We start from the raw sequence: 25,217 nt of genomic DNA, 5'->3' as shown, positions 1-25,217 counted from the left end.
AAAAAATGAATGTGCGGTGATTTATTTTTGAAATTCTTGAAATTATATCAAAAATTTAGAGTTTTGACGGAGAGACTTTTTAATTACACTAGCTTTATAATAAATCAAATAATCGATAGAATATCTTCCCGGACCGTAGAAAACTATTGTCGCAAGCAAAATTGCCCAATATAAATGCTCAACCAAATCAAGATATGTAAATTGAATAACAGCTGTCATACAAATCAAAGGCACAGCTGCAAGCCTTGTCATAAAGCCCAGGACTATGAAGAATGGCATCGTAAGCTCAGTTGCTGTTGATAATAATACAGCAACCTCAACGGGAATAATCGGTACTTTATATTCATATTGAAATAAATAAATAGTTGTTTGCCAACTACTTATTTTTGTAAGACCTGAGTACCAAAAAATTCTGGCCATCCATACTCTGATAAACAATACAAGCAGTGAGAATAAGTATTTATCTGAGAACCTAATTGCAGCAATATAACATCTTCCAACTAAGCTATCTTGTATTTTATTAATCAACTGTATCATAAGGTTAATTTTACAATCATCTCTTTTACAAATAACAACCTAATTATCGTGGAAATTTTTGTCTCTATATCATCGCCAACACTAATTTGTTCAAGTGCTTGCCCTAAGGTTATTCCATTTTTAAGCGCAAACAAGACCAGCCACTGCTCCTTTTCAAGAAATAAGGTCTCTATTCTACCATGAACCCTGCATATAAGAACAAAACATTCTTTATGGCTTATATCAATTTTTTCACTATCTGGCTCATCTAGCAAGCACTGTATTTTAGCAAGTGCCCAACTTGATCTCAGAAAAAATACTGAGCGGTTAAATTCGAATATCACAGCTTCCGGATCACTACTCATAGATTCATTAAACTTCTCGGTACTAATAGCTTTCTGATTTATAGCTTCATAACTCCTTGATCTTAACCATTCAATCTTTGCATAATCAGGCAAGTAATCTAGATGTTTTATCGATGGAAATTTCTCTAGAAAATCTGGAAAACTTTTACCAAAACCACTAATATTTGCTCTATCAGTTAGGTTTGCAAATTCATGCCCATAAGCTAATGCCACGCCACGCGCGCAATCAGATCCGATAAGCCGCCAAACGCCAGGATAAGTTATTTCCAAAGCAGTTACAAAATTTTCGAATATAGTATCCTGGTGCACACCAAGCCGCTGCTTAGCTGTAATAGAGCCGTTTGCTTTGATAAAATCAAGCTTACCCAGGCCACCAAAAATTGATTTAAGCAAGCTTTCTTGTATCATTTCTAAACTAGGCATATGTCTTTTTCTCTTGGGCTTGGGTCATATAATAATCAATCTTTGCAGCTTCATCTAATAACACCTCGAGTGCTGGAATATTAATGTCCCACTCTACCATAGTTGGCAATATTCCAAATTTCTTTAACGCGAATTCAAATAACTGCCACACTTCATCACATACCAAATTGTCATGTGAATCAATGTAGAGTGACTCATTATCTAGTATTTTTTTCTGAGAATGACCTGAAACATGCATTTCTCCAACAAAAGGTGGATTAATTGCATCAATATAATCTCTTGGTGACCAACCATTGTTTAAGCCAGAAATATAAACATTATTAACATCTAGTAAAATTCCAGCACCAGTTTTTTGCATCAATGTATTTAAAAACTCTGGCTCTGAATACGTTGAATTTATATATTCAAAATAGGTTGATGGATTCTCAAGCAATATTTTTCTTTGTAATTTATCTTGAACAAAGGAAATGTTATCCGCAAAAATATCAAGGGACTCCTTGTTAAAAGGTGTTGGCAATAAATCAGGTAAAAATTTATTAGAAACGGTATTCCATGATAAATGATCAGAGATAAGGAAAGGGTCTATTATATCTATCAGCCCCTTGACTAATGCTATATGTCCATCATCAATTCCATTTACTGAACCAAGAGACATACCAATTCCATGCAAACTTACTGGATAGCGCTCTCTTATTTTATATAAATACTCAAAATCAGGACCGCCTAGTGAATAGAAATTTTCGCTATGTACTTCCACCCAACCTATTGAGACAGATTGCTGCTCAGAAAATTGCACTAAATGAGGATACCTAAGCCCAATTCCAACTGGATTAGGCTCTTTATCAAACTCTGTTATCGAATATATTGGCTTTGAACGAGGTCTATTTATTGGCATATGTCCTGGCTTGAATTCTGCTAACTTTGATTGAATACAAAAGGATGGCTTAGATACTCAAATTTTAGGGCTACTTAACTTGAACTATAGGTAAGAGATAATAGTAAGCAACATTGAATTAGGTGATTAAATACCGTAGTTATGAACAGAACGCGCAATAAAAAAATGGAGCCTGACTTGATTCAGGAAGACGGTGCATGTAGCACATTCTCCAGGTATAAAAACTGCTCTATCCCTTATCCATAGTTTATGGTTACTTAGCTTTACCCATTGGGCAAGGTAAAAAAGAAGTTATCAAATTTAGCGACCTACACTTCCTAAATCCCTTGCCAAAACTCTTTTGTATTATTCAGCAGCGTCCTCAATCACGAGTTTAGCTTTAATTTCATCAGAAATGCCACTCATGTCGCCTTTGTTGATTTTATCACATTCACCTTTTGGAACCATAATCCAAGCTTCTGGATCGCCAGCTTTATTGTGACCAGCACATGAGCCAGACTTACTAGCACAATCAGATTGATGCTCTAGAATTATGCTTTTTCCTTCAGAATCAACAGCTTTACATTTTTCCATTCCTTCTGGAGCATCAGCTGCTTGCGCACTAGTGAATGAAAGAGCAGCTACTGCAAATGCTGTAGCAAGTAATTTTGATTTATCCATAACTTTTACCCTTGTTTTTTGATGAACTAGTTAAAAATTAACCCGGAACTTAGTTTACACAAAAATTCCGGGTCTATAAATCAACACCAACTAGCATTTATAATGAGAATTGGTGTTGTAGTATAACTCTATTAAATTCTAAATAGAATTACTTTGAAGCAGCTTCAACTTCAGCTTTAACTTCATCAGAAAGACCACTCATGTCGCCTTTCATCACTTTCTCACACTCACCTTTTGGAACCATAACTTCAGTGTGTTTAGCACCAACTTTACATTTTTCCATTCCCTCTGTAACATCAGCTGCTTGCGCACTAGTGAATGAAAGAGCAGCTACTGCAAATGCTGTAGCAAGTAATCTTGATTTAATCATGTTTTTTACCACTATTCTTCGATAAATTAATTTGACAAAGCCACCCGACCTTGTGCAGTGTCAAATATTAAATCAATATTGGATTTGTAGATACAGTTTTTTCTTATCAATTCGTAACATTTTCAAGAGCATTCACAAAATTGTGTATTTTTAACACACAATACCTTAATACTCATTCTCAATTTAAACTGAAAATGTCATTATTGGGCTATTACAACACGATCATGACCAGCAAGATCCTTTTTCGTTAATATGTCAGTAAAACCACATTCCCTTAAAATATCTAAAACTTTATCACGTTGTTTATATCCTATTTCAAAAAGTAGCTTACCTCCATCTTTTAAATAAGACGAAGCAGAATTAATTATTGTTTTATAAGCAGCCAAACCATTATCGTTTGCATAAAGAGCAAGTTTGGGTTCAAAAAGACGTGTCCCTGTAGCTACAGAGTTCTCATTATAATCTATATAAGGAGGATTACTGACAATGTAATCGTACCTACCTTCTCCAACATTACTAAACCAATCACTCTGTATAAATTTTATTTTCTCATTAACCTTATAATTATAAGAGTTAATCTTGGCAATTTTTAGAGCCTCTGAGCTTATATCTACAGCAAAGATCTCAGCTCTCAATATTTCGCTTGCTATACTAACTGATATTGCGCCACTACCTGTGCCAAGCTCTAAGATTTTTATATTTTTATCTAAATGATGAATGTTATAATCCTCTATAATACTATCAACAAGCAACTCTGTCTCTGGTCTAGGTATTAGCACACTCTTATCAACAACGAAATCTCTACCGTAGAACTCTTGTTTGCCCATAATGTATGCTATTGGTTCCATCGAAACCCTTCTATCTACTAATCTCAAGAACTCCTTCTCTTCTAGCGCAGATAGTACATTATCATATCTAACCAAAAGCTGCTCATATGACAATGACAACACCTTGCAAAGTATGACCCTAGCATCAAGATTAGGAGTAGAACTATTTTGGCATTTTCCTGCCGCTAGGATTAAGGCCTGTTTAATTTCCATGTTAGACAAACCATATAAATGCAAATTGTATTATAGTATAACGCATGCTCTAATCCTTAGATTACAAAAGGATTGGGTGTTTCAATTTCTTAGCATCCTGATGAGATCCATTGCTTGCATCATTTTTTCCATCTTTCCAGAAAGATGGGTTTTTTCTCTTTCTTCTTTAGTTCTACTTTTTTCACGAGACATAATTATAATACTCTAGAACCTCCAAGTTCTAACGATTACTTATTAATCAAGCTTTATATCAAAAAACCTAGGATAGCATCTAAATCAAACGGATGCAATTAGAAATTGCACCTCCTTTAACGACCCTTTAACTCCATAATTTTTTTCAGTCTCTAAATAAAACAAAGGGCAATTAGTATTTTAGTTGTAGCAAACATTATAAGTTAATAATCTACTCGCAAAAAATATAAACCTTCCGCTGGCGCTGTTGGCCCGGCAGCTCTCCTGTCTTTTGCTTCTAAAATTTCTTTAATTTTTTCTTCTGACCAATTCCCTTTACCCACCATTAATAGACTTCCTACAATATTTCTTACCATATGATGTAAAAACGATAGAGCTGAAATATGTATCTCTATGAACTCTTCATGTTTTATAATTTCTATTTTATCAACCGTTTTCATTGGTGACTTCGCCTGACATTCGCTTGCTCTGAATGAACTAAAATCATGACGACCCAAAAGATATTTCGAAGCTCTCTGCATCGCCCCAATATCAAGAATATCTTTAACCCAACATACTAAACCCTTGTTCACTATATTTATATGTTTACGATTTAATATTTTATAAACGTAATGCCTGGATTTTGCTGAAAATCGTGCATTGAATTCTGGACCCACCAATTGGGCATCCACAACCCCAATAGTATGAGCAAAACAAAAATGATTAATTGAATGCATCAATCTCTTAGGCTCAAGGTTCTTGGAAAGATCAAAATGAGCAACCTGACCATAAGCGTTAACCCCTGCATCAGTTCTACCAGCAACACTAAGCAACACTCTCTCTTTACTAAAGGCGTAAATAGCATCCTCGATAATTTGTTGGAGCGACAAACCATCTTTTTGCCTTTGCCAACCACAATAACCAGCTCCAAGATACTCAAGTGTAATCCTGTATCTATATAAAGCGTTTTCCATTTTTATTTTGTAATAAGTATATTGTGAAAAAAATGCACTCCCAAGGAGGGAAAGCAGTATTGTTAATAATCAGCAGTGTTTTTGCAAAAATTTGTCATGGCGAGAAATACGCTTGGCAACGTGACAAAGTCATCCTGAACTTGATTCAGGATCTCATAAGACAGAAAAATCAAGTTCAGGAGACGACAGTTGTTGTTCTGGCCACGCCGTTTCGACTCCTAGCCGTAACATTTTATGCACCTAATTCAACGTATAATTATTACCCACCAGAATTATGATTACCTGAACCACTAAGGAAACTGATCATTTTCTTCGACCTTGTCGGATGCTTCAATTTACGCAAAGCCTTAGCTTCTATCTGACGTATACGCTCCCGAGTCACATTAAATTGTTGACCCACTTCTTCTAGTGTATGATCAGTATGAACTCCTATGCCAAACCTCATGCGCAATACCCTTTCTTCTCTTGGAGTAAGAGTCGAAAGAATCCTAGTTGTAGTTTCACGCAAATTCGACTGGAAAGCAGCTTCACTTGGTAAAATTGCATTTTTATCCTCGATAAAGTCCCCAAGGAAACTCCCATCCTCATCACCCACCGGGTTTTCAAGACTCACCGGCTCTTTGGCAATTTTCATAACTTTACGAACTCTATCAATAGGCATAGAAAGTCTTGCCGCAATTTCTGCTGGAGTTGGTTCATACCCAAGCTCGCCAAGCATTTGCCTAGATGTACGGATAATTTTGTTAATAGTCTCAATCATATGAACAGGAATACGAATTGTTCTAGCCTGATCAGCAATTGACCTAGTGATAGCCTGACGTATCCACCAAGTGGCATAAGTAGAAAATTTAAAACCTCTACTGTACTCAAATTTATCTACCGCTTTCATCAAGCCAATATTACCTTCCTGTATTAGATCAAGGAATTGCAGACCTCTGTTAGCATATTTTTTTGCAATTGAGATAACTAAACGTAAATTAGCTTCTATCATCTCTTTCTTTGCTCGGGACGCCTGTCTATCACCTTTCTGAATCGCCCCGACTATCCTTTTAAATTCTCCAATAGATAAACCTATCTCTTGCTCAACAGTCCTAAATTCTTCAATTATTTTACCAACTGTATCAAATTCCTGAGCTAAAAAATTCTTCCAAGCAACTTCTTTTTTGGATTGAATTTTATTTAGCCATTCCTGCCCATAATCTGAACCATTAAATTCTTTTAAGAAAATTTGACGGCTAATTTTATACTTCTCTGCAAGCTTCAAAAGTTTCACTTCTCTAATTACAAGATTTTTATTAACCTCATAAACTTCAGATAAAATTTCCTCAATACGCTTATTATTAAAATGCAAAGAAGAAACTTCCTTTACCAATGAACTTAGCAACTTACCATAACTCTTATTACTCTTAAGCGAATCAGGTTTCAGCTTTTCAGAAACATGCTTTTTAGTTTCAACTAATATTGCATCGCATAGCTTTGCAATACTTTCCATCTTATCAGTAATTGAGGGAAGGAGCTCAGTTTCCATCGCAGAAATTGACAAAGTAGAAGACTCTTCTTCATCTAAACCAGCTTTTGCACTATCGGTTCCACTATCTTCATCTTCATCCTCTGCCTCTTCATCCTCAACTATCAGAGAATCATCATTACCTATATTTGCTTCAAGATCTATCAAATCCCTAAGCATAATTTTTTCGTTTACAAGGTCTTCAAACAATTTGATAAAACGTTTTATAGCTAATGGACTTTCGCACAAAGAGTTTAGCATCAACTCCTTTCCTTCATCTATTCTCTTGGCAATTTCAATTTCATTTTCACGAGACAACAATTCAACTCCGCCCATATCCCTTAAATATAAACGAACCGGATCATCTGTGGATCCTAAATCTTCTTCCTCACTCTCTTCTTCACTATCTGCTATTCTATTGAAGACAGTGAGCTCTTCATTAACGTTGATATCGAGTTTTATATCCTCGTCATCTTCTTCAATAATGTCAATTCCCGCTTCCGAGAACTTTGAAATTGCATTCTCGAGTTCATCTACAGAAAGCTTCTTACTTGCTGGAATAGATTTATTTAGTTCGTCATAGGTGACAAATCCTTTCTTTTTACCTGTAGACACTAAGCTATCAAGACTTTTGCCTTTCTCTTCTTTAGTGATATTTTCCTTCTTTTCTTTTTGCATAGGTTCTCAAATTCAGGTTAATTTATAAATTTCTCGCTTAGTTGAATCAATTCCTTAGAAATTTTTTGGATCTCCTTCAAATACGAAAAAGACTTAGACTGGGCATCGTCAAATCCACCTTTTGATACCTCAACATATTCTTGTTTTAATAACAACAAATAATGCTTTTTGCACAGCAATTCAAAAGCCAATTTTTGATCAATATCTGTTTTATTAAAAAAACTAGTATCTAAAAACAAATTATTAGGGCCAGATAATACTAAATAAGTATTATAAAATCTACTATTTTTTACTTCTTCTTCTAATGTAATATTTCTACATTCAGCACCAATATTTATAAACTCCACGACCCACTCTTTAAAGTCATTTAGCTCTTGGTCTACAAGCCTTAAATCTTCTGCCGCACCCAGAACAACTTGAGGAAACTTTACCATAAAAGCACATATTGCAAATTCTGAGAACTCTATTTCAGAATACTTCTTTGAAATATAAAGTTCACTAGGAATAGACGATTTTTTGTATTCCATGGAAGATTTTTTTCTTATAAGATTAGTCCAGATCATATCTTTGAAATAACGTCTGAAATTTGCTCTAAGTGTATTGTCTTTGACAAGAGAGCTATAACCATCCAGCACCTTCTCTAAACTAGCCCTAGATTCCGCCGTTTTAAAATTCTTGCCTAGAAATTCCTTTTTCCAAATCATTTCAGACAAGCCAATTCTATCGTTCAAAACCTTTTGGAATGAGGCTTTGCCACCTGATTTTATTAAATCATCTGGATCAAGCGAAGCAGGTAGTTGAATAAATGATACAGATTTATCAGCAGTAATACTCGGCATTACTAAATCTATTATTTTGCTACTAGCTCTTATCCCAGCATTATCACCGTCTAAACACGCTATAATCTCGTCACTTGTTCGCCAAAGTCTCTGTATATGATTTTGAGTAACAGCCGTCCCAAGACACGCGACCGCCTGTTTAAAGCCAGCCTGGTGTAATGCAATAACATCCATATAACCCTCAACAAGGATAGAGTAATTGTCTTTGTACGCATGGCTTGTAGCTAAATTCTCTCCGTACATCGTTTCAGATTTTTTAAATACTACCGTCTCAGGAGAATTAATATATTTAGGCATTGCATCACCAATTGCCCTACCACCAAAGGCTACCATTTTGTTATAACTATTTCTTATAGGGAACATAATGCGTTTATTAAAAACTTCATATATTCTACCGTCTTCTTTTTTGCCAAAAAGCCCAGACTTTAACAAATCTTTAAGTGGTATTGATTTTTTTTCAAAAAATCTTTCAAGTTCACCACCACCTGGTGCATAACCTATAGCAAAATCATTTATAGTGCTGTCCTCTATCCCTCTTTTGCCAAGATAATCTCTTACTTCAAGACTAAGATTACTAACAAAAAACTGCGCCGCAAGTTCAAGTATGTTGTATATCTGATCAGCTTCTTCATAAGCTCTTTCCTGCAATGGTGATAATTTTGGCAGCTCTATACCATTTTCTTCTGCTATTTTTATTGCCGAGTCTTTATAGCTAATACCATAAGTTTCCGAAACAAAACGAATTACGTCCCCATGAGCACCACAACCAAAACAATGGTAGAACTTTTTTATGTCGTTAACTGTAAATGAGGGAGTTTTTTCATCGTGGAACGGGCACACACCGAGATATTCGTTACCTTTTTTTGTAAGCAAAATTCTCAAGCGCACTATATCCGATATACGAACAGCGTCTCTTAGGTGATTATAAAATTCTAACGGAAGCCTCATTGTCTTAACTAATTTAAATGATGCTTAGGACTCGGTATCACAAATCCTATACCATAAGACTAAGAAGAAAAGTTACCAAAGCATATGTTATAGGGATAGAAAAGTTATCATTAACTTTAATTTGATCCGAAAAAAATTCAACTATAGTCGTCGCCAATGAACTAACCAAAATAATAAAAAAACTAGTGCTATAGCCAACAATAAAATATGTCATAACACTAATTAGCACTGAAGATATAAAAAATGATACTGAGCCCACGTAAGATTTACCGTTAAACAAAGGGGATCCATATTTCATGCCTATAATAGCCGCAAAGCAATCGGCAACTATCAACACTAACCATGAAGTAATCGCTAATCCTTTCGAAAAAAGCAAACAACTAGTTAAAAGCCCTAGAGCCATATAGCTTGCTCCACTTAAGACAAATTGACCACTTTCTTCGTCTTCTCGCAAAAATTTCCCAAAAATATTTTTTATAAGCTCTTTAATTTTTGGATTGTAATGCCTAGATATATCAAGATAGAGTGTTATACCAGTAACGACCGTAATAATAATAGCCATTATTATTTTAGACGTGAATAAATAAGCTATAGGAAAAATTAGGCTACATAGATGAAAAACTTTGCGCTGGATTTCGAAATTTAACTCTGTGTTATACATAATGGAATTTCAAAGCGAGTTTGACAAAATATATGGGTACAAATATACTCTGAAATCTTAACATAAACAAGAACTAATAGCTATGGACAAATTTCCAATTACCAGAAAAGGGTATGAAAAACTGGAGCAAGAAATAAAGCAACTCAAACATGTGGAACGCCCAGCTGTAATTGAAGCCATATCTACCGCGAGAGAGTTTGGTGATCTATCTGAGAACGCCGAATACCATGCCGCTAGGGATAAGCAGAGTTTCATTGAGGGCAGAATCCTCGACTTAGAAGATAAGTTTTCTAGGGCTGAAATAATTGACACATCAAAACTAAAAGCAGATAGCGTAAAATTTGGAGCAACAGTAAAGTTGATCGATGACGACACCAGGGAAAAATCTACTTATCACATTACCGGTGAATACGAAGCTGACATTGCAAAGAGTCGTATTTCAACTAAGTCTCCTCTTGCTAAAGCTTTAATAGGAAAATCTGTGGGGGATATTGTGGAAGTATCTACTCCAAAAGGTGATAAAGCCTTTGAAATACTGGAGATTAGCTTTGCTGATCTTGACTAATAGTAGATTTTTATTTAAAGTCTACGTAAACTTGTGTTACAATCTTAGCAATTAAATATAATACCAAGGTACGCCATGTCAAATATAACAAACTTACCATCTGTTAGCTCAGAAGCTAGTTTTAGTATGTACTTACGCGAAATTAATAACATTCCTTCTCTGACGAAGGAAGAAGAATTTCTGCTGGCAAAAGCCTATCTTGAAAAGCAAGACCTTGAAGCTGCACATAAGCTAGTTACTAGCCATTTAAAGCTTGTGGCAAAAATAGCAATGAGATACAGAAATTATGGATTACCTATAACTGAATTAGTTTCCGAAGGTAATATCGGGCTAATGCAGGCAGTAAAAAAATATGATCCAGACCTTGGGTATAGATTATCAACATATTCAATGTGGTGGATCAAAGCATCGATCCAGGAATATGTCCTTAAATCTTGGTCTTTAGTTAAAATAGGTACTACCTCTGCACAGAAAAAACTTTTCTTTAGTCTAAGTAAGGTTAAGCATAAAATTACTAACATGTATTCAAGATCAGTTAACGAGGGAGACCACCAGGCAATAGCTGATGAACTTGGTGTCACTGTCCGAGAAGTAAATGAAATGAGCCAACGGCTTTCTGGACCAGACTTGTCTTTGAATTATACCGTAAATAATGATAGCGATAATTCTGGTAGCGAAATGCTTGATCTGCTTCCAGAAGCCAAACCTTCCCAGGAAGATACGCTTTCTCGTAGACAAATTTTGGTAAACAAGACACAAATTTTATCAGAAGCCTTGCGCGAACTAAACGAACGGGAAGTACAAATTTTGACCGCAAGAAAACTTAATGATTCACCATCAACACTTGATACCTTAAGTTCTCAATATAATATTTCTAAGGAACGCGTTCGTCAAATTGAAACAAAAGCTTTTGAGAAAGTGCAGAATTACGTGCTAAATAGAATTTCTGACGACGGACAAATCAAAGCTCTTGGCTGCTAAGCGACAATCTTTTTTTCTTACTTCCATGGAATGTCGTAAGCAAGCCAGCAATAAAAACCATCAACGTAGCAATGAGAATATTCTCACTAAGCTCGGCCAGTCCAAATACAGCAAGTGCCAAGACTGATAAGATGGTATTACCGTATGGCATTATACTTAACAATTTGAAATGCCCCTTTTTAATGGCAAAGTCCCAAGCATAATAAGCAAGACTATGAGTTGTAATTCCCATTACCAGAAGAACAACCATTTCCCACATGCTAGGAATAACTGTTGTTTCAAAAGCAAAGTGCATCGTAGACGAAAATACCAAACCAACTAGGCAGTAAAGAGCAAATAATTCAGGAGATGGTTTGGCATATTTTTTTGAGATCACAATATAAATTGACCATAAAAGTGCGGACATAAAAGCACAAACATACCCAAAGATATATTCTGATTGAAATTGGTCAATTTTCATGTTTGAACCAATGAGGACTATACAACAAGCACAGAATGCTATTAAAGAAGCAAAAATATGTACCAGACCTATTTCTTCTCGCAAAAAAATAGCTGCCAAAATTGTCACGAGGATTGGCCAGGTACATACTATAAGATCTACTTGAATCGCAGGCGCATATTTAAATGCAAATATATAAAAAATGTCATTAGGTATGATACCAAATATCCCAGCTAAAACTAAATATTTTGGTCCGTTAAAGAGTTTTCCCCAGTTATTATTTACTGTATTTATAACAGAAGAAGCAATAAAACCACCCAAAAATATTCCCAACAAAACTTGAAATGAAGGAAGATTCTTTAGAAAGACAGCGCCCGAAGCGGACAAAGCCCAAATAAGTAGTGCTACTTGCCCTATAATCGTTGCCTTAATAGAAGGAACAGTTTTTAGAGTTTCCATGTATTCTAAACTCAATGATTTTGTAATGCCAAAGTCCCCAATGGTCGCGCATCAGCCACACAAAGCATTAATTAAGAATATATAGTATAGTAAAGAGTTTTATCAATTCAAATATATTAATAACGTTGTTTTATATATTATTTATATCCACTTTAACGACAACTTAAGTTATCATTTTGCTAATAGCTTAAGTAAGAATTAATAGGTTAGAGTATGAAAGGCATAGAAACGAGTAATATTTCTGGTTCTCAACAAGAAGAATCAGAGCTCCAAAAAGCTAACGACTTTAAAAAGAAATACTCTGGTGTTTTAAAAACAGTCGACTATATTTTGTCTGGTAAGGGACAAAAATTAATGGATGGGTTACTTGAAGACTATGCTCCATCAAACCCAAAACGTAAACCAGGTCTAAGTGTTGGTTCGGTTTTCAAAATAATCGGATTTGCTTTCCGAAACCCTAGAACAATAGGAAATCTAATTACCTTAGCTAGAAACTATACAGAAATTACAAATAATCAGACGTTCCAACAAGAAGTTCTTAAAAGCGATAATACTTGGAAATTTGTTCAAACTGTTGGTGAGCGTTTACCAAAAATAGGTAAAGTTTTGGCAAATATGAATTTCCCTGAGTTTAAAGAAAATTCTATCCTTGATACTAAATCTTTAACCAAACTAAGCACTATTCTTACTGATAGCGATTCACTTGCATCCTTAAAACAAATAGTTATTAATTTTAAAGATCCAGCTTCTAATCAAAATAAAAATATAAATCAAATTTTTGATTTAATGATTAAGTCTCCAGGATTTAAAACTTATATGCAGGAAAAAGGGGATTCTCTAACTGCTTATATAGTTAAAACGGCTAAATCGCAAATAGATAAGGATGAATCAGGTCACACCAAAACTCAGTTAAAGAAATATGGAATAGAGTTAAAAGATCTAGACAGTATAGCTCAAATTGTCCCCGTGTTACTTAATAATCCAGAATCATTAAAGAAATTTTATAATAGCTTTAATAATGGAGACTATACTACTTTGGCTAAAGATCTGCTCGAAATGTCTAAAAATAATCCTGCTGTAGGTAAGTATTTAGAGAGTAACAAAAATCTATTCGTGGGTGTTATCAATGCGTCCGTTGCAGCAACTCCTGGCATGAATGGTTACAATATAAAAGGAGAATTATATCCACTACTACCGCATCTTTTTCGTCATCCAGATACGATGATTAAAATTGTAGAAGATTATGAGAAAGGTAACTCCAAGGAAGCTACACAGAAGATTCTTGGGTTAATTGCTAAAGATGATGGACTTAAGCAATATTTTAAAGAAAATAGTAAAAACCTGCAGGACCTTATAACTTCTTCAGTTACGCAATATATCGCATCTGATACTTTATTAAATCAACTTCCAAGGACCAAAGAGCGGTCAGAAGAAGCTCCGACAGAATTGCTTGGCAACAAGCTTGAGAAATATGGAATAAAAATTGAAGACTTGAGTAAAATCACTGAGATTGTACCAATTCTTCTGGATAGGCCGGAGGATTTAGAAAAATTTTATAATAATTTTAATAAGGGAGATTATGCTGCTTTAGCTAAAGATCTGCTCAAAATGTCTGAAGACAGCCCGGCCATAAAAGATTATTGGGATAGGAACCAAGATATTTTTAAAGGCGTTATTACTAACGTTGTCAAAAACACACCTATTCTTGAGAAATATGAATTAAACGGAGAATTACTCGAGTTATTTGGGCCTCTTTTAACTAGCAAGAATGCTTCACAAGTAAAAGTTATGGTAGAGAAGTATCAAAAGAGCGATTGGCCAGGGATTGCTATTGATTTTTGTAAAATGATAGAAACTGATCCAGAGTTTAAAAAACACCTAGATAATAATAAGGGTAATTTGGGCAAGATAGTCCAGGCCGTGGTTGACAATATCCCATATGTAAAACAATTTACTGGAGATATGAAAATTGATGCATTAGTTGCAAATATTTTAAAGGACCCCCAGGGGCTTAGAGAAGGAATTGAGTCTTACCAAAAAGGTGGTAAAGGTATGGTTTGGGGATTGGCAAAACTAGGAGTAGCCAAAGTTCTTGATTCTGAATTCAGAGGCGCAGTTTTTAAAGCAGCGGGCACTTGGTTGCTAGGTGACGGAAGTCTTAAGCAGCAAGTAGTAGATCGTATCGCAAAACTTGAACCTAGTGAATCTCGCAATAATTTAAACGATTTGACGAAAGAAACTATTAAACTTTTAGATAACGGATCAGAAGAACAAATTTCCCAATTAGAGGACCTCGTTAAAAAGAACCAGTTGTTTTCTAATATTACAATTAAAGGTTCCTTCAATGAAGTGCTTAAAATGGAAAATATGGATATTTCCGAAAGTTTTGTGAACAGCACATTTGAAAACGTATCCTTTAAAGGTTCAAAATTTACTAATAGTAGTTTTCTGAACGCTAGTTTCAAGAATGTTGATTTCTCAGGGGCTGAAATAGATGGCACTGTTCTAGCAAGTATGGAGTTGCAGCTTCAAAAGAATCCAAAATTACTCAAAGGCGTAAAAATAGTTGGTGACATTCCACCGGGGACAAATCTAAGCGGAGTTGATTTCTCAGATGTGAATTTATCTGAAGTTACCTCAATGAAGGGGGTAAATATTAAAAATACTGAATTATTGGACGCTGTACTCCCATCTAAAACTATTTTCGAGTCCGCTTATAATTTACAAAATGCCCGTATGCCCAAAGGCTATGTTACAGAAGAAATGATTGCTAACAATCAGGATAAAGTCATTAACTTGATGTTAGATGCTATGGAAATTAAGAACAACGCTCCACTTGATCCAAAATTTCGTGAAAAAATAGTAGAGATTTATAAAAGCGATACTCCAATTGGCAAGAAAATGCGTGAAGATTTAAGTAATGACCCACAAATTATTACTCAAGGAGGGTTTCCAAAAACCGTTCAAAATCATTACTCAGAACTCGCAACTGCTGCTTCTGCTATTACTGTTTTATATGACAGTAGAAATGATGTTGCTTCTATTGAACCAAAATTATATGCAAATATTATAGCAGATAAAATATCTGAGAATCTTTTTGGTAAAGGAGACAATAGAGGTAATGACACTATATTAATCAGAAACATAGTCAACAAAGCTTGTTCAAATTTTTTAAAAGCTAATCCTTATGCTACGATTCAGGATGACGTACTAGAAAGCCCTAGATTCGATAATATGGTAAAAGAAATCACCGAACAAATTAGAGCTGTCAGCAAATATACATCCATAGGCCTAGTATCTGGAGGAATATATTTACCAAAAACAAGTGCTACTCCTGAGTTGATTGATTCCGTAACGAAGAATATTAAACATAACGTTGGTTTTAATAAAGATGAATTAGCTCAAATTCAGAATCTAACAAACCTCATTGCTAAAAATTTGTTTGGGACCGGAGCTGTAAGCAGTCGTGCACCTGATACAGCAATGATTATGGAAACTTTAGTGGAGACCTTTAAGGAACTGAAAAAGGAAAATAAGAACGTCGATATAACCGGCATTATAGAAGCTAATGCAAAAAAACTGGCTGGAGAAGTTGATGCTGGTTATTTTTCTACTACACGAACTGGTCTTACAGAATTATATTACAAAAACAGTACCTCTACAACCGTTGGGCTTGTATCAGGTGGCATATATTTAGATAAACAAACAATACTAGGCAGCCCTTTCAAGTCGAATTTAAAATCTCATATAAACGACCAAATTGGTGAAGAATTGGAAAAATTAGCGGCAAAAAAGATAACTGTGTCTAAAAAAGAAAATCCTAAAAAATTAGCTCAAACACTAGCTACAACAATTGACTCAGAACTAGCACGCTCTCTGGTTGTTAGCACTCCTCCTAGACACTCTACTCCTTCTACCATGAGTCGTAATAAACCCAAGAGTGAACATGTAATTTAGTAAAATTATTTTAGTATTAAAAAAATAATTACTGTAACTTCTTGCAAATATCGTAAAACCATTAATAATTATGACTAATTTAGAATATAATTTGTCGCAATGTTAAAACATCTTACACTTGCAAAGTACTTGACCTTTCTGTTCTGGAAACAGTTATTGATTACTTCTATAATAATCTTGAGTATTTTATTTATCTCAAACACATTTGACGTTTTACAAAAATTTAAATCTGTTAGCATTTCTCCAAGTGAATTTTGGCTATTAATTTCATATAAAGTCCCATACCTTTTTAACGAGGTCAGTGTTATGACATGCTTCATAGCAACGTTGTTGTTTATTCAAAACCTCAGAAAAAACAACGAGTTAATTATTATATTAAGCAATGGCATAGCACCATGGAGAGTATTTCTTGTTCCTGTTATTGCCACTTTTTTCTTTGGCATTATTGTTGTAACACTCGTCAACCCTATTGGAGTATACGGCCTAACTAAATACACAAAGCTTGAAGCAATCCTTACTGGAACAACCTCAACTAATTTTATTATTTCACCAACTGGAGTTTTCTTTTATGAAAAATACTCAGGTAATAATAGAATAATCCATGCAAAATCAATAGTAGCAAACAGCAATACACTTAATGATTTAACCATATTAATTGTTGATTCACAAAATAATCTAATAGAGCAAATTGATTCTGCGCATGCCATACTAGAATCAGGGGTTTTTACTCTTTCAGATACAACCGTTACATCACAAAATCACACATCAAGTGCTAACAAAATTGAGTTGCCAACAAATCTTTCAATCAAAAACCTTATATTGCAATTTAATCCACCGGAAATGATTACTCTCTGGAACTTACAAAATTCAATTAATAAATTTTTAGAATCTGGACTAGCCGTGACACGTTACCAATTATATTATTATAAGCAGTTGTTAAAACCACTAGCAATGGTTGCTTTATCTCTAGTCGCATGTTGGTTTGTCAGCCTCAATACTAGAGACAAATCTAATTCTACTACACTAGTATTAGGCCTGGTTGTTGGCATTGGCTCTTATTTTTTCCTTGAAATAGCTCTTCGTATCCTAACTTATAGTGGATTATCCCCATTTTTAGCTAGTTTGTTACCAATAATAGTTATAATTCTAATTAGTAATTTTGTTATTTTACATTTTCAAGAAGCTTGATATACTGCAGAGCTATATTATCATCTATTTTAATACCGCACTTTTTTGGAGCAACATAACATGAAATTTCTAACTTTTCTTGATCGATTTTCTACAGATATTGCCATTGATCTTGGGACTGCAAACACTCTAGTTTACGAAAAAAACAAAGGAATAGTTCTCGATGCTCCATCAGTAGTCGCTCTTATAAAAAAGGATGGAACACTCAAACCATATGCTTTTGGTCATGAAGCAAAGATGATGTTAGGAAGAACACCAACTGACATTGAAGCAAAAAGACCAATGCGAGACGGTGTTATTGCAGATTTTAAAGCTGCTGAAGAAATGATTAAATACTTTATTCGTTCAGTACGAGACAAGAGATCTTTCACCGGACCAAGGATAGTAATATGCGTTCCCTCTGGTTCTACGCCAGTTGAAAGAAGAGCTATTCAGGAAGCAGCTGAAAGTGCTGGAGCTAGAGAAGTTTTTCTTATTGAAGAACCGATGGCGGCCGCGATTGGTGCTGGACTACCAGTTACTGAACCAACTGGCTCAATGATTGTAGATATTGGCGGTGGGACAACAGAAGTTGCTGTTTTGTCCTTAGGTGGCATAGTTTATGCGAGGTCAGTTAGGGTTGGTGGCGATAAAATGGATGAAGCAATTATATCTTATATCAGAAGACATTATAACCTTCTTGTTGGCGAATCAACGGCAGAAAAAATAAAGAAGCAAATAGGTACAGCATTTGTTTCTTCTGACGTCCCATTAAGACAGATGGAAATAAAAGGAAGAGATTTGATAAATGGTATACCTAAAGAGATGGTTTTAAATGAAAAACAAATTTCCGAAAGTTTGACCGAACCAATCAGTCAGATTGTTGAGGCAGTAAAAACCGCTTTGGAGTGTACGCCGCCAGAACTTTCATCTGATATTGTTGATAAAGGTATCGTTTTAACCGGCGGTGGAGCTTTATTGAATAACTTAAGCTATGTGCTGCGAGAAGCTACGCACTTACCAGTATTCGTTGCTGATAATGCTCTTGCTTGCGTTGCTCTTGGTATAGGAAGAGTACTTGAAGATTTTACACGGTTAAAGCACGTATTGTTTAAACAGGAGTAATTAGTGGCAATATTAGAGAACAGGGTACAAACTAAGAATAATCTAATAGAATTGAGTAAATTTACTTTATTCTTTATTAGAAAGTCCTTGGTTACTGCACTCATATTGCTTTCGTGTTTCTTGCTGTATTTTTCTTATCCTAAAACAATAGCTACCTTTGCACTTGATTCCATAGGGAAAACGTTATCTCTTGGAACAATTGTATATGGCCAGTCAGTTAATACGGCAAAATCTTTATATTCAATGGCTTCTTATTTTCAAGATTTAGAGGCTGAGAATCTACAGTTAAAACTTGAGATAGCTTCTCTATCAAAGACACAAGAACTAGCATCTTCTTTAAAAGCAGAAAATACAGCTTTGAAAGAGATACTTAATGTACCACAAAATATTGAAGAGAAATTTGTTACAGCAAAAATAGTAGGCACAATGATGAGCCCATTTACTAGCTATGCGATAATACAAGCCGGAGAAAACGACAACGTAAAAGTTAATGATATTATACGAGGAACAAAAGGTTTGATTGGCAGAATTACAGAAACGGGAAATAACTATTCTACTGTAATGCTTATAAATGATCATAACTCTCGAATCCCAGTTATAACCGAAAACTCAAAAGCACGTGGGATTTTGGCAAGGCAAGATAATAATTTGAAAATTATCTATTTACAAGAAGATCACAATGCGCAGGTTGGAGAAATAATTCTTACTTCTGGTGATGGGAAAATATTTCCTAGAGGAATACCAATTGCTACCGTAATTAAAGTTAAAGATAGGGAAGCATTCGTAGAAATGCTTGACGACCTCAATAAAATTGATTTTGTTGTGGTCGCATCAAATACTGAATAATCTATAAACTTGTCGAAGCTCGAGATATTTAGAAAAATGAATAATAAAATAGAAGATAATTCAAAAAATAGCTCTACATTTGAAGTACCAAGAAGTACCGTAGAGGATTCTGTGAACGAGGTTTACAGAATCCATCTTAATGAAGAAGTGCTAGAACTTAGCAACAATTTTTGTAAATATTATTACGCCACTAATTCAGAAACTGACGAGGAATTTTTTGCTATCGTTTTTGAAAATGATTTTTTACACCCAATAAAAAATATAGATTCCCTCTGTAAAAATAGGATAAATAATCTTAATCAAATTTATGATTACTCTGTTGTTAGACTTTCTTCAACTAAAGAAGAACATTTAGCTGTTATAGTAGACAGATATAATCCTTCTGATAATCTTGCTACCTACCTTGCAAGTGGTAATACAATTAATACTGGAGGTCTAGAAGACCTAATTGAAAAACTTTTGGATGTTTTCACTAAATTAAGTAATGCAGATATTTATTGCTATACCATAAAACCTTCTAACATTTTGATGCATGACGGTGAATTTCTTGCTCTGCGAGAGTTTGTTGATTCATATCCAAATTTTCATCAAGAAGGGCAGTATTTGGCTCCAGAACTAGCTGGATGCCATGTAGCGGCACGCTACGTACTTAATGTAAAATCGGATATATACGCTCTAGGAGTCACTGTATTTGAAGCTTATACAGCAAAGTCAATTTGGAAAGAGCACAAAAGTATTATTGAATATAATAACGCACGATTCGAAAACACTACCAGTAAATATCTTCTTTCAGGAACAAGGGTACCAGAAAAATTACGCGTGTTTTTTAAATGGACGCTTCATGACGAAGCAAATATTAGATGGGAACTAAATCAAATTAAAGAGTGGCTATCAAGCAAAATTACAAAAGCTGCACATAAGTCAATATCTGATAATAAAAACACTATTGCTTTTGATGAAGTTAACTATTCGAGTTTAAAATCAATTTCTTATGCACTTTTTCATAACTGGCCTGAAGCAATTAAATTTATCAGAGATAATAAATTATTTAAGTGGGCAAGCAGAGAACTATTAGATAGTGATTCATTAGAACAAATAAAAGCAATTGTTGATAAGAAATCAGAATCTCCTTTTATGGTAACCAACTCAGTTAACTCTAACATTAAAGTATCAAAATTATTATCGCTTTTAGATCCAAACGGTCCGATAAGATATGAGGGTGTTGCATTGTCCGCAGCTTCTATTCCTTATTTTGTATATTATTTAGTTACACAAAATAAGAGAGAATTGGTTGAAAAAGTACTAAAGTTAATTAAGGATGAGTCGTGGTTACTTTATCAAAAAAATCACTATGCATCTGGTTATTTGAAAAAAATACCTGCTGATGATTATCTACGTATTGCTTCACACATATCTACTGGTTCAGTGGCAAAGAGCATAGAAAGGTTTGCTTATTCATTAAATAATAATGCTTGTTGTTACTCTCCAGTCTTGAAAGGTAAATATGTAACGACAATTCCTGAATTATTGAACGCTTTAGATGCATACGCTGAGAAAAACCCTAAAAAATTTAATATTGATCGTAATATAATTGCTTTTATTGCTGCAAAACTAGAACTTATGGAAGATATAAAATCAGCTATACTCCCTAATTTTCCAAGGTTTGCTGAGCACCCTGTAATAAGGGGACTAAGTGTATTGAACATTCTTGAACAACACGAACCAGAAATAAGAATCCCTAATATATGCAACGTTATTGTCTCAGATTTAAAAGATTTATTTGAAGAACATATACATAATGCTGAATTTAAAAAAAGGATTATTACCCAGCTTACCGAAGTTGCAAAAGAAGCTAATTTAAAGAAAATTATTCAGATTTTATCTGATCAGCAACAGTTTATTAATGACTATAATGGTTATTATGAGGCATGCAGAAAAACAAAACTAATTGAAGAAAAGATTAAAACACTGCGTAATGAGGATAAAATATTCAGCGGAGCTCTGTTGCTTGGACAAAAAACCACTGTACTGGTCTCTTACGTTTTATGTTTTATCGTAACAGTAGCAGTAATAATTTAGGTATCCATATGTTACAATCAGACACCGATAAAAACTTTAAGTTTGCCTCTTCTTTGATAAAGGTTATTGCTGTAGTAATCGCGCTAATGGTAATAGTTATTTCAAGATATGCCTTTATCTTTTTTGCAACAGCAATGTTGCCAACCATTTTTGCTATCTTCTTTGATAAAAATGAGCATAGATGTCTTTCTGCTACCATATGTAGCTTTAATTTGATTGGGGTTATGCCTTATCTTATACGTGTATGGGAAGCAAATTCTGTAGATTATCTTGCTCAACAGCTCTTAGCTGATGTCGGAACATGGATGATTATTTATGGGGCTGCACTTATTGGTCAATTACTTTACGCTTCAATGCCATTACTGGTTGTTAGAATATATTCCGCAAGGATGCGCGTAAGGACTGAAAAATACGAGAAACAACACAAAGAGCTCTGTGAACAATGGGGAATTAGCACAAAATAATCATATAAATTTACGCTAACTTAACTTAAGACTATAGTAAATCACATTGGATTAGGTAATTTACTAATATATAAGTAAGTGGCTTGGCATTGATAACTTATTTTACAATAACCTATGTATATCTACAGTAAGTATATTGCCAAAACTATTATCCCAGTATTGTGTGTCATAACTGTAGTTTTAACTAGCCTTGTCTGGATTGTACAAGTATTGAACTTAGTTAGCCTGCTAGAAAAAGGTGTTGAATTAAAGAACTTTATCAAGCTAGTCGCACTGTTGATACCTTACTTGTTATTTATGATAATGCCTATTATTTCTGTAATAGGAGTAATTTATGTATATACTCGTCTTCAAGATGAGAGGCAGTTAATCATATTAAGAGGGGCAGGCCTTAATAATTACGAAATAGCAAAACCAGCCTTATTCGTTGCTACGATACTAACCATTATAGCTGCCTATATCTCTGCCTATCTATTGCCTGTTTCTTACAATAGCCTAAAAACAAACATCAGTAATGTTAAAGAAACTTATGTATCCAATATAATTGAAAACCGAACATTTAACCAGATTTCAAAATATACTACGATATATGTAGATAGGAAAAATAAAAATAATGAGATGCAGGGAATAATTTTATTTGATAATAAAATACCAGAAAATAAAACTATTTTTTTTGCTAAAAAAGGGGAGATCCTAAACTCTGATCAGCAAAATACTAAATTCCTATTATCAGAAGGATTAAGGCATTCCTATGATGCACAAGGAAATATTACCACGCTTCACTTTGATCATTTAGTTATTGAAATAACTAGCGAAACTCAAGATGATGCTGATCCTTATCGTGCTAAAACAAGTATGGAATTATTTATCCCACAAATGCTCTGGCCAAACCTATCTATCCCAATAGAAAAACAAAACCGTCTAATTACTGAAGGCCACTCAAGATTAATTTGGCCCTTATTTAATTTTGTTTTTGTTTTCTTGGCTCTAGCAACTTTTCTTAATTTTTCATACACACGAAAAACTCAAGTTAAACAATTTATCTACACCTTTGTACCGGTTCTAATTGCATCATACTTTCACTTTACCTTACAAAAAATGGCTTATAAAGATTTGGATTATATTTTTCTCTGTTATGGCAATGTGTTTATTTGTATTATTTTTAGCATGTGGCAAAGTACTAGAAACAGCCTTTAATACCAGTTTTGGATAAGAGATATGCATTTTAAAGACCTCCAAGAATTTCTTATATTCCTTGAAAAAAATAATCACTTAAAGAGAATCACAAAATCTGTTTCTACTCGGCTTGAAATTACAGAAATAAGTCGAAGGTTTTTAGCACAAAATGGGCCGGCACTACTATTTGAGAATGTAATTAAAGATGATGGCACATTATCCGCCTACCCAGTTGTTACAAACTTATTTGCCTGCAAAGAACGAATTTCACTCGCTCTTGGAATAAAAAATTCGGATCAGCTCAGAGACTTTGGTAAGCTTTTAGCTTTTATGAAAAATCCAGAACCCCCCGCCTCTTTAAGAGAAACTTTTGCGATGCTGCCAATTGCTAAAAGAATTTTATCAATGAATCCAAAGACTATTTCAAAGGGCAGCTCTCAGGAAATAATAATAACCGATCCTGATCTTAGTATATTACCTATCCAAACCTGTTGGCCCGGCGATGTGAGCCCGTTAATTACATGGCCACTGATTGTAACGAAAGGGACCGGAAATGATAAAACAGATAATTATAACCTAGGAATATACAGACTTCAGCCAATCGGTAAAAATAAACTCCTAATGCGATGGTTAAAAATGCGTGGTGGTGCTGGGCATTACGTAAAATGGAAAAATCTTGGTAACAAAACTATGCCAGCAGCTGCAGTAATCGGAGCCAATCCTGCAATTACATTAGCAGCAGTAATGCCGATTCCAAACACTATGTCAGAGTATAATTTTGCTGGGCTACTTCAAAACAAACCACTCCCGCTTGTACAGTGCAAAACAATTGATTTAAAAGTTCCAGCCCACGCAGAAATAATCTTAGAAGGTGAAATTAGCCTTACTGAATATCAGCCGGAAGGTCCATTTGGTGATCACACTGGATATTATAATGACGTAGAATTATTTCCAGTATTTACAGTTAAGACAATCACAATGAAAAAGAAACCTGTATATTTAAGTACCTATACTGGAAAACCACCAGATGAACCCTCAATTCTCGGGGAAGCACTAAATGAAATATTTGTCCCACTTATACAGCAACAATTTCCTGAAATTATAGATTTTTATCTACCACCAGAAGGCTGTTCTTATAGAGTGGCCGTCGTCTCCATCAAAAAAACTTACGCAGGCCAAGCTAAACGCATCATGATGGGTATTTGGTCATTTTTGCAGCAATTTATGTATACGAAATTTATCATTGTCGTTGACGATGACATTAACATACGAGACTGGAAAGAAGTAATTTGGGCAATCTCAACAAGAACCGATCCAAAAAGAGACTCCACATTTATTGAAAACTCAGCAATTGATTATCTTGACTTTGCCTCGGTTGAATCAGGTTTGGGCAGCAAACTAGGAATTGATGCAACTAATAAATTACCACCAGAGACTAAACGTAATTGGGGCGAAGTGATTAAAATGGACAGTGATGTTGTTAAAAAAATTGATGATATTTGGTCAGAACTTTTAGTATGATGATACATTATATAACAATAGGATTTGGTGGTGCAATTGGGGCTATAGCACGTGTGGCTATAGGAAAAATATTACCAAGTACTGTCATAGGAGGAATACCTTTTCCCATAATGTTTGTAAATATTGTTGGCTGTTTTCTTATTGGGTTATTAACAGAAATAATGGCATTACATTGGTCTCCTTCTGAGAATATTAAGTATTTATTGATCTCAGGATTTTTGGGAGGATTTACTACATTCTCCACTTTTGCATTAGAATTTGGAGTGTTAGTTGAGAAAAATGAGCTAATGCACGCTATGTTTTACGCATTATTGAGTCTCTCCGTCAAAACTCTAAATTTTTGATATAATTTCAAGAATTTCAAAAATAAATCACCGCACATTCATTTTTT

Annotated in this window: 22 protein-coding genes; 11 read left to right on the top strand and 11 right to left on the bottom strand. The window is 34.5% G+C overall.

Annotation, left to right across the window (positions count from 1 at the left end; genetic code table 11):
- Positions 1 to 42: 42 nt before the first annotated feature.
- From Megvenef_RS00795 to Megvenef_RS00750, 10 genes are all read right to left on the bottom strand, one after another.
- A complete protein-coding gene (locus Megvenef_RS00795; protein ID WP_322776111.1) occupies positions 43 to 537 on the bottom strand; it encodes a DoxX family protein in 495 nt (164 codons plus the stop codon).
- Positions 534 to 1,304, bottom strand: a complete 771-nt coding sequence (locus Megvenef_RS00790; RefSeq protein ID WP_322776110.1) for an HvfC/BufC N-terminal domain-containing protein — start codon at positions 1,302 to 1,304, stop codon at positions 534 to 536. Before Megvenef_RS00790 ends, Megvenef_RS00795 begins: the two co-directional genes overlap by 4 nt.
- Positions 1,297 to 2,199, bottom strand: coding sequence for an MNIO family bufferin maturase (gene bufB, locus Megvenef_RS00785; RefSeq protein ID WP_322776109.1), 903 nt, complete (start codon positions 2,197 to 2,199; stop codon positions 1,297 to 1,299). Before bufB ends, Megvenef_RS00790 begins: the two co-directional genes overlap by 8 nt.
- Before the next feature lie 345 nt (positions 2,200 to 2,544).
- Positions 2,545 to 2,859, bottom strand: a complete 315-nt coding sequence (gene bufA1 / locus Megvenef_RS00780) for a BufA1 family periplasmic bufferin-type metallophore (protein ID WP_322776108.1) — start codon at positions 2,857 to 2,859, stop codon at positions 2,545 to 2,547.
- Between the two features lie 148 nt (positions 2,860 to 3,007).
- Entirely contained in the window at positions 3,008 to 3,229 is a 222-nt protein-coding gene (locus Megvenef_RS00775; protein WP_322776107.1) for a hypothetical protein, read from the bottom strand.
- Between the two features lie 200 nt (positions 3,230 to 3,429).
- Entirely contained in the window at positions 3,430 to 4,269 is an 840-nt protein-coding gene (gene prmC, locus Megvenef_RS00770) for a peptide chain release factor N(5)-glutamine methyltransferase (RefSeq protein WP_322776106.1), read from the bottom strand.
- 395 nt (positions 4,270 to 4,664) lie between these two features.
- On the bottom strand, positions 4,665 to 5,414 hold the full coding sequence (gene truA, locus Megvenef_RS00765) for a tRNA pseudouridine(38-40) synthase TruA (RefSeq protein WP_322776105.1): 750 nt from the start codon (positions 5,412 to 5,414) through the stop codon (positions 4,665 to 4,667).
- A 259-nt stretch (positions 5,415 to 5,673) separates the two neighbouring features.
- Positions 5,674 to 7,599 carry an RNA polymerase sigma factor RpoD gene (gene rpoD, locus Megvenef_RS00760; protein ID WP_322776104.1) on the bottom strand — a complete coding sequence of 642 codons (1,926 nt, stop codon included), beginning with the start codon at positions 7,597 to 7,599 and terminating at the stop codon, positions 5,674 to 5,676.
- A 17-nt stretch (positions 7,600 to 7,616) separates the two neighbouring features.
- The gene (dnaG, locus tag Megvenef_RS00755; RefSeq protein WP_322776103.1) at positions 7,617 to 9,386 is read right to left on the bottom strand and encodes a DNA primase; all 1,770 of its coding nucleotides are present in this window, start codon (positions 9,384 to 9,386) and stop codon (positions 7,617 to 7,619) included.
- 46 nt (positions 9,387 to 9,432) lie between these two features.
- Complete coding sequence (locus Megvenef_RS00750; RefSeq protein ID WP_322776102.1) at positions 9,433 to 9,948, bottom strand: hypothetical protein; 516 nt, start codon at positions 9,946 to 9,948, stop codon at positions 9,433 to 9,435.
- Between the two features lie 181 nt (positions 9,949 to 10,129).
- Between Megvenef_RS00750 and greA the strand changes: the two genes are divergently transcribed.
- A complete protein-coding gene (gene greA, locus Megvenef_RS00745) occupies positions 10,130 to 10,612 on the top strand; it encodes a transcription elongation factor GreA (RefSeq protein ID WP_322776101.1) in 483 nt (160 codons plus the stop codon).
- A 75-nt stretch (positions 10,613 to 10,687) separates the two neighbouring features.
- Positions 10,688 to 11,593, top strand: coding sequence for an RNA polymerase sigma factor RpoH (rpoH, locus tag Megvenef_RS00740; protein WP_322776100.1), 906 nt, complete (start codon positions 10,688 to 10,690; stop codon positions 11,591 to 11,593).
- Here the strand turns inward: rpoH and Megvenef_RS00735 are convergent.
- Positions 11,574 to 12,491, bottom strand: coding sequence for a DMT family transporter (locus Megvenef_RS00735; protein ID WP_322776099.1), 918 nt, complete (start codon positions 12,489 to 12,491; stop codon positions 11,574 to 11,576). The two genes, rpoH and Megvenef_RS00735, sit on opposite strands and share 20 nt — an antisense overlap.
- Before the next feature lie 213 nt (positions 12,492 to 12,704).
- On the opposite strand from Megvenef_RS00735, the gene Megvenef_RS00730 reads away from it, so the two are divergent.
- The 9 genes from Megvenef_RS00730 to Megvenef_RS00690 all read left to right on the top strand — a co-directional run bounded on the left by Megvenef_RS00730 (position 12,705) and on the right by Megvenef_RS00690 (position 25,170).
- Positions 12,705 to 16,448, top strand: a complete 3,744-nt coding sequence (locus Megvenef_RS00730; RefSeq protein WP_322776098.1) for a pentapeptide repeat-containing protein — start codon at positions 12,705 to 12,707, stop codon at positions 16,446 to 16,448.
- A 99-nt stretch (positions 16,449 to 16,547) separates the two neighbouring features.
- The gene (locus Megvenef_RS00725) at positions 16,548 to 17,636 is read left to right on the top strand and encodes an LptF/LptG family permease (protein WP_322776097.1); all 1,089 of its coding nucleotides are present in this window, start codon (positions 16,548 to 16,550) and stop codon (positions 17,634 to 17,636) included.
- 60 nt (positions 17,637 to 17,696) lie between these two features.
- Positions 17,697 to 18,740: a rod shape-determining protein gene (locus Megvenef_RS00720; RefSeq protein ID WP_322776096.1), complete on the top strand. Its 1,044-nt coding sequence runs from the start codon at positions 17,697 to 17,699 to the stop codon at positions 18,738 to 18,740.
- Positions 18,741 to 18,743: 3 nt separating this feature from the next.
- A complete protein-coding gene (gene mreC, locus Megvenef_RS00715) occupies positions 18,744 to 19,586 on the top strand; it encodes a rod shape-determining protein MreC (protein ID WP_322776095.1) in 843 nt (280 codons plus the stop codon).
- 36 nt (positions 19,587 to 19,622) lie between these two features.
- On the top strand, positions 19,623 to 21,665 hold the full coding sequence (locus tag Megvenef_RS00710) for a protein kinase domain-containing protein (protein WP_322776094.1): 2,043 nt from the start codon (positions 19,623 to 19,625) through the stop codon (positions 21,663 to 21,665).
- A gap of 8 nt (positions 21,666 to 21,673) precedes the next feature.
- On the top strand, positions 21,674 to 22,129 hold the full coding sequence (locus Megvenef_RS00705) for a hypothetical protein (protein ID WP_322776093.1): 456 nt from the start codon (positions 21,674 to 21,676) through the stop codon (positions 22,127 to 22,129).
- A 114-nt stretch (positions 22,130 to 22,243) separates the two neighbouring features.
- Positions 22,244 to 23,326 carry an LptF/LptG family permease gene (locus tag Megvenef_RS00700; RefSeq protein ID WP_322776092.1) on the top strand — a complete coding sequence of 361 codons (1,083 nt, stop codon included), beginning with the start codon at positions 22,244 to 22,246 and terminating at the stop codon, positions 23,324 to 23,326.
- A 21-nt stretch (positions 23,327 to 23,347) separates the two neighbouring features.
- Positions 23,348 to 24,826 carry a UbiD family decarboxylase gene (locus Megvenef_RS00695; RefSeq protein WP_322776091.1) on the top strand — a complete coding sequence of 493 codons (1,479 nt, stop codon included), beginning with the start codon at positions 23,348 to 23,350 and terminating at the stop codon, positions 24,824 to 24,826.
- Positions 24,823 to 25,170, top strand: coding sequence for a fluoride efflux transporter FluC (locus Megvenef_RS00690; protein WP_322776090.1), 348 nt, complete (start codon positions 24,823 to 24,825; stop codon positions 25,168 to 25,170). The genes Megvenef_RS00695 and Megvenef_RS00690 overlap by 4 nt, the downstream gene beginning before the upstream one ends.
- Positions 25,171 to 25,217 lie beyond the last annotated feature (47 nt).

The sequence above is a fragment of the Candidatus Megaera venefica genome, assembly GCF_034554655.1.
Lineage (GTDB): Bacteria > Pseudomonadota > Alphaproteobacteria > Rickettsiales > Rickettsiaceae > Megaera_A > Megaera_A venefica.
Note: the sequence above shows the minus strand (reverse complement) of the source record. Positions and strands in the feature narration are given on the sequence as shown.

Coding starts and splice junctions, on each gene's coding strand:
- Megvenef_RS00795 (WP_322776111.1), bottom strand. CDS start 537: ATGATACAGTTGATTAATAAAATACAAGATAGCTTAGTTGGAAGATGT.
- Megvenef_RS00790 (WP_322776110.1), bottom strand. CDS start 1,304: ATGCCTAGTTTAGAAATGATACAAGAAAGCTTGCTTAAATCAATTTTT.
- bufB (WP_322776109.1), bottom strand. CDS start 2,199: ATGCCAATAAATAGACCTCGTTCAAAGCCAATATATTCGATAACAGAG.
- bufA1 (WP_322776108.1), bottom strand. CDS start 2,859: ATGGATAAATCAAAATTACTTGCTACAGCATTTGCAGTAGCTGCTCTT.
- Megvenef_RS00775 (WP_322776107.1), bottom strand. CDS start 3,229: ATGATTAAATCAAGATTACTTGCTACAGCATTTGCAGTAGCTGCTCTT.
- prmC (WP_322776106.1), bottom strand. CDS start 4,269: ATGGAAATTAAACAGGCCTTAATCCTAGCGGCAGGAAAATGCCAAAAT.
- truA (WP_322776105.1), bottom strand. CDS start 5,414: ATGGAAAACGCTTTATATAGATACAGGATTACACTTGAGTATCTTGGA.
- rpoD (WP_322776104.1), bottom strand. CDS start 7,599: ATGCAAAAAGAAAAGAAGGAAAATATCACTAAAGAAGAGAAAGGCAAA.
- dnaG (WP_322776103.1), bottom strand. CDS start 9,386: ATGAGGCTTCCGTTAGAATTTTATAATCACCTAAGAGACGCTGTTCGT.
- Megvenef_RS00750 (WP_322776102.1), bottom strand. CDS start 9,948: ATGGCTATTATTATTACGGTCGTTACTGGTATAACACTCTATCTTGAT.
- greA (WP_322776101.1), top strand. CDS start 10,130: ATGGACAAATTTCCAATTACCAGAAAAGGGTATGAAAAACTGGAGCAA.
- rpoH (WP_322776100.1), top strand. CDS start 10,688: ATGTCAAATATAACAAACTTACCATCTGTTAGCTCAGAAGCTAGTTTT.
- Megvenef_RS00735 (WP_322776099.1), bottom strand. CDS start 12,491: ATGGAAACTCTAAAAACTGTTCCTTCTATTAAGGCAACGATTATAGGG.
- Megvenef_RS00730 (WP_322776098.1), top strand. CDS start 12,705: ATGAAAGGCATAGAAACGAGTAATATTTCTGGTTCTCAACAAGAAGAA.
- Megvenef_RS00725 (WP_322776097.1), top strand. CDS start 16,548: ATGTTAAAACATCTTACACTTGCAAAGTACTTGACCTTTCTGTTCTGG.
- Megvenef_RS00720 (WP_322776096.1), top strand. CDS start 17,697: ATGAAATTTCTAACTTTTCTTGATCGATTTTCTACAGATATTGCCATT.
- Megvenef_RS00710 (WP_322776094.1), top strand. CDS start 19,623: ATGAATAATAAAATAGAAGATAATTCAAAAAATAGCTCTACATTTGAA.
- Megvenef_RS00705 (WP_322776093.1), top strand. CDS start 21,674: ATGTTACAATCAGACACCGATAAAAACTTTAAGTTTGCCTCTTCTTTG.
- Megvenef_RS00700 (WP_322776092.1), top strand. CDS start 22,244: ATGTATATCTACAGTAAGTATATTGCCAAAACTATTATCCCAGTATTG.
- Megvenef_RS00695 (WP_322776091.1), top strand. CDS start 23,348: ATGCATTTTAAAGACCTCCAAGAATTTCTTATATTCCTTGAAAAAAAT.
- Megvenef_RS00690 (WP_322776090.1), top strand. CDS start 24,823: ATGATGATACATTATATAACAATAGGATTTGGTGGTGCAATTGGGGCT.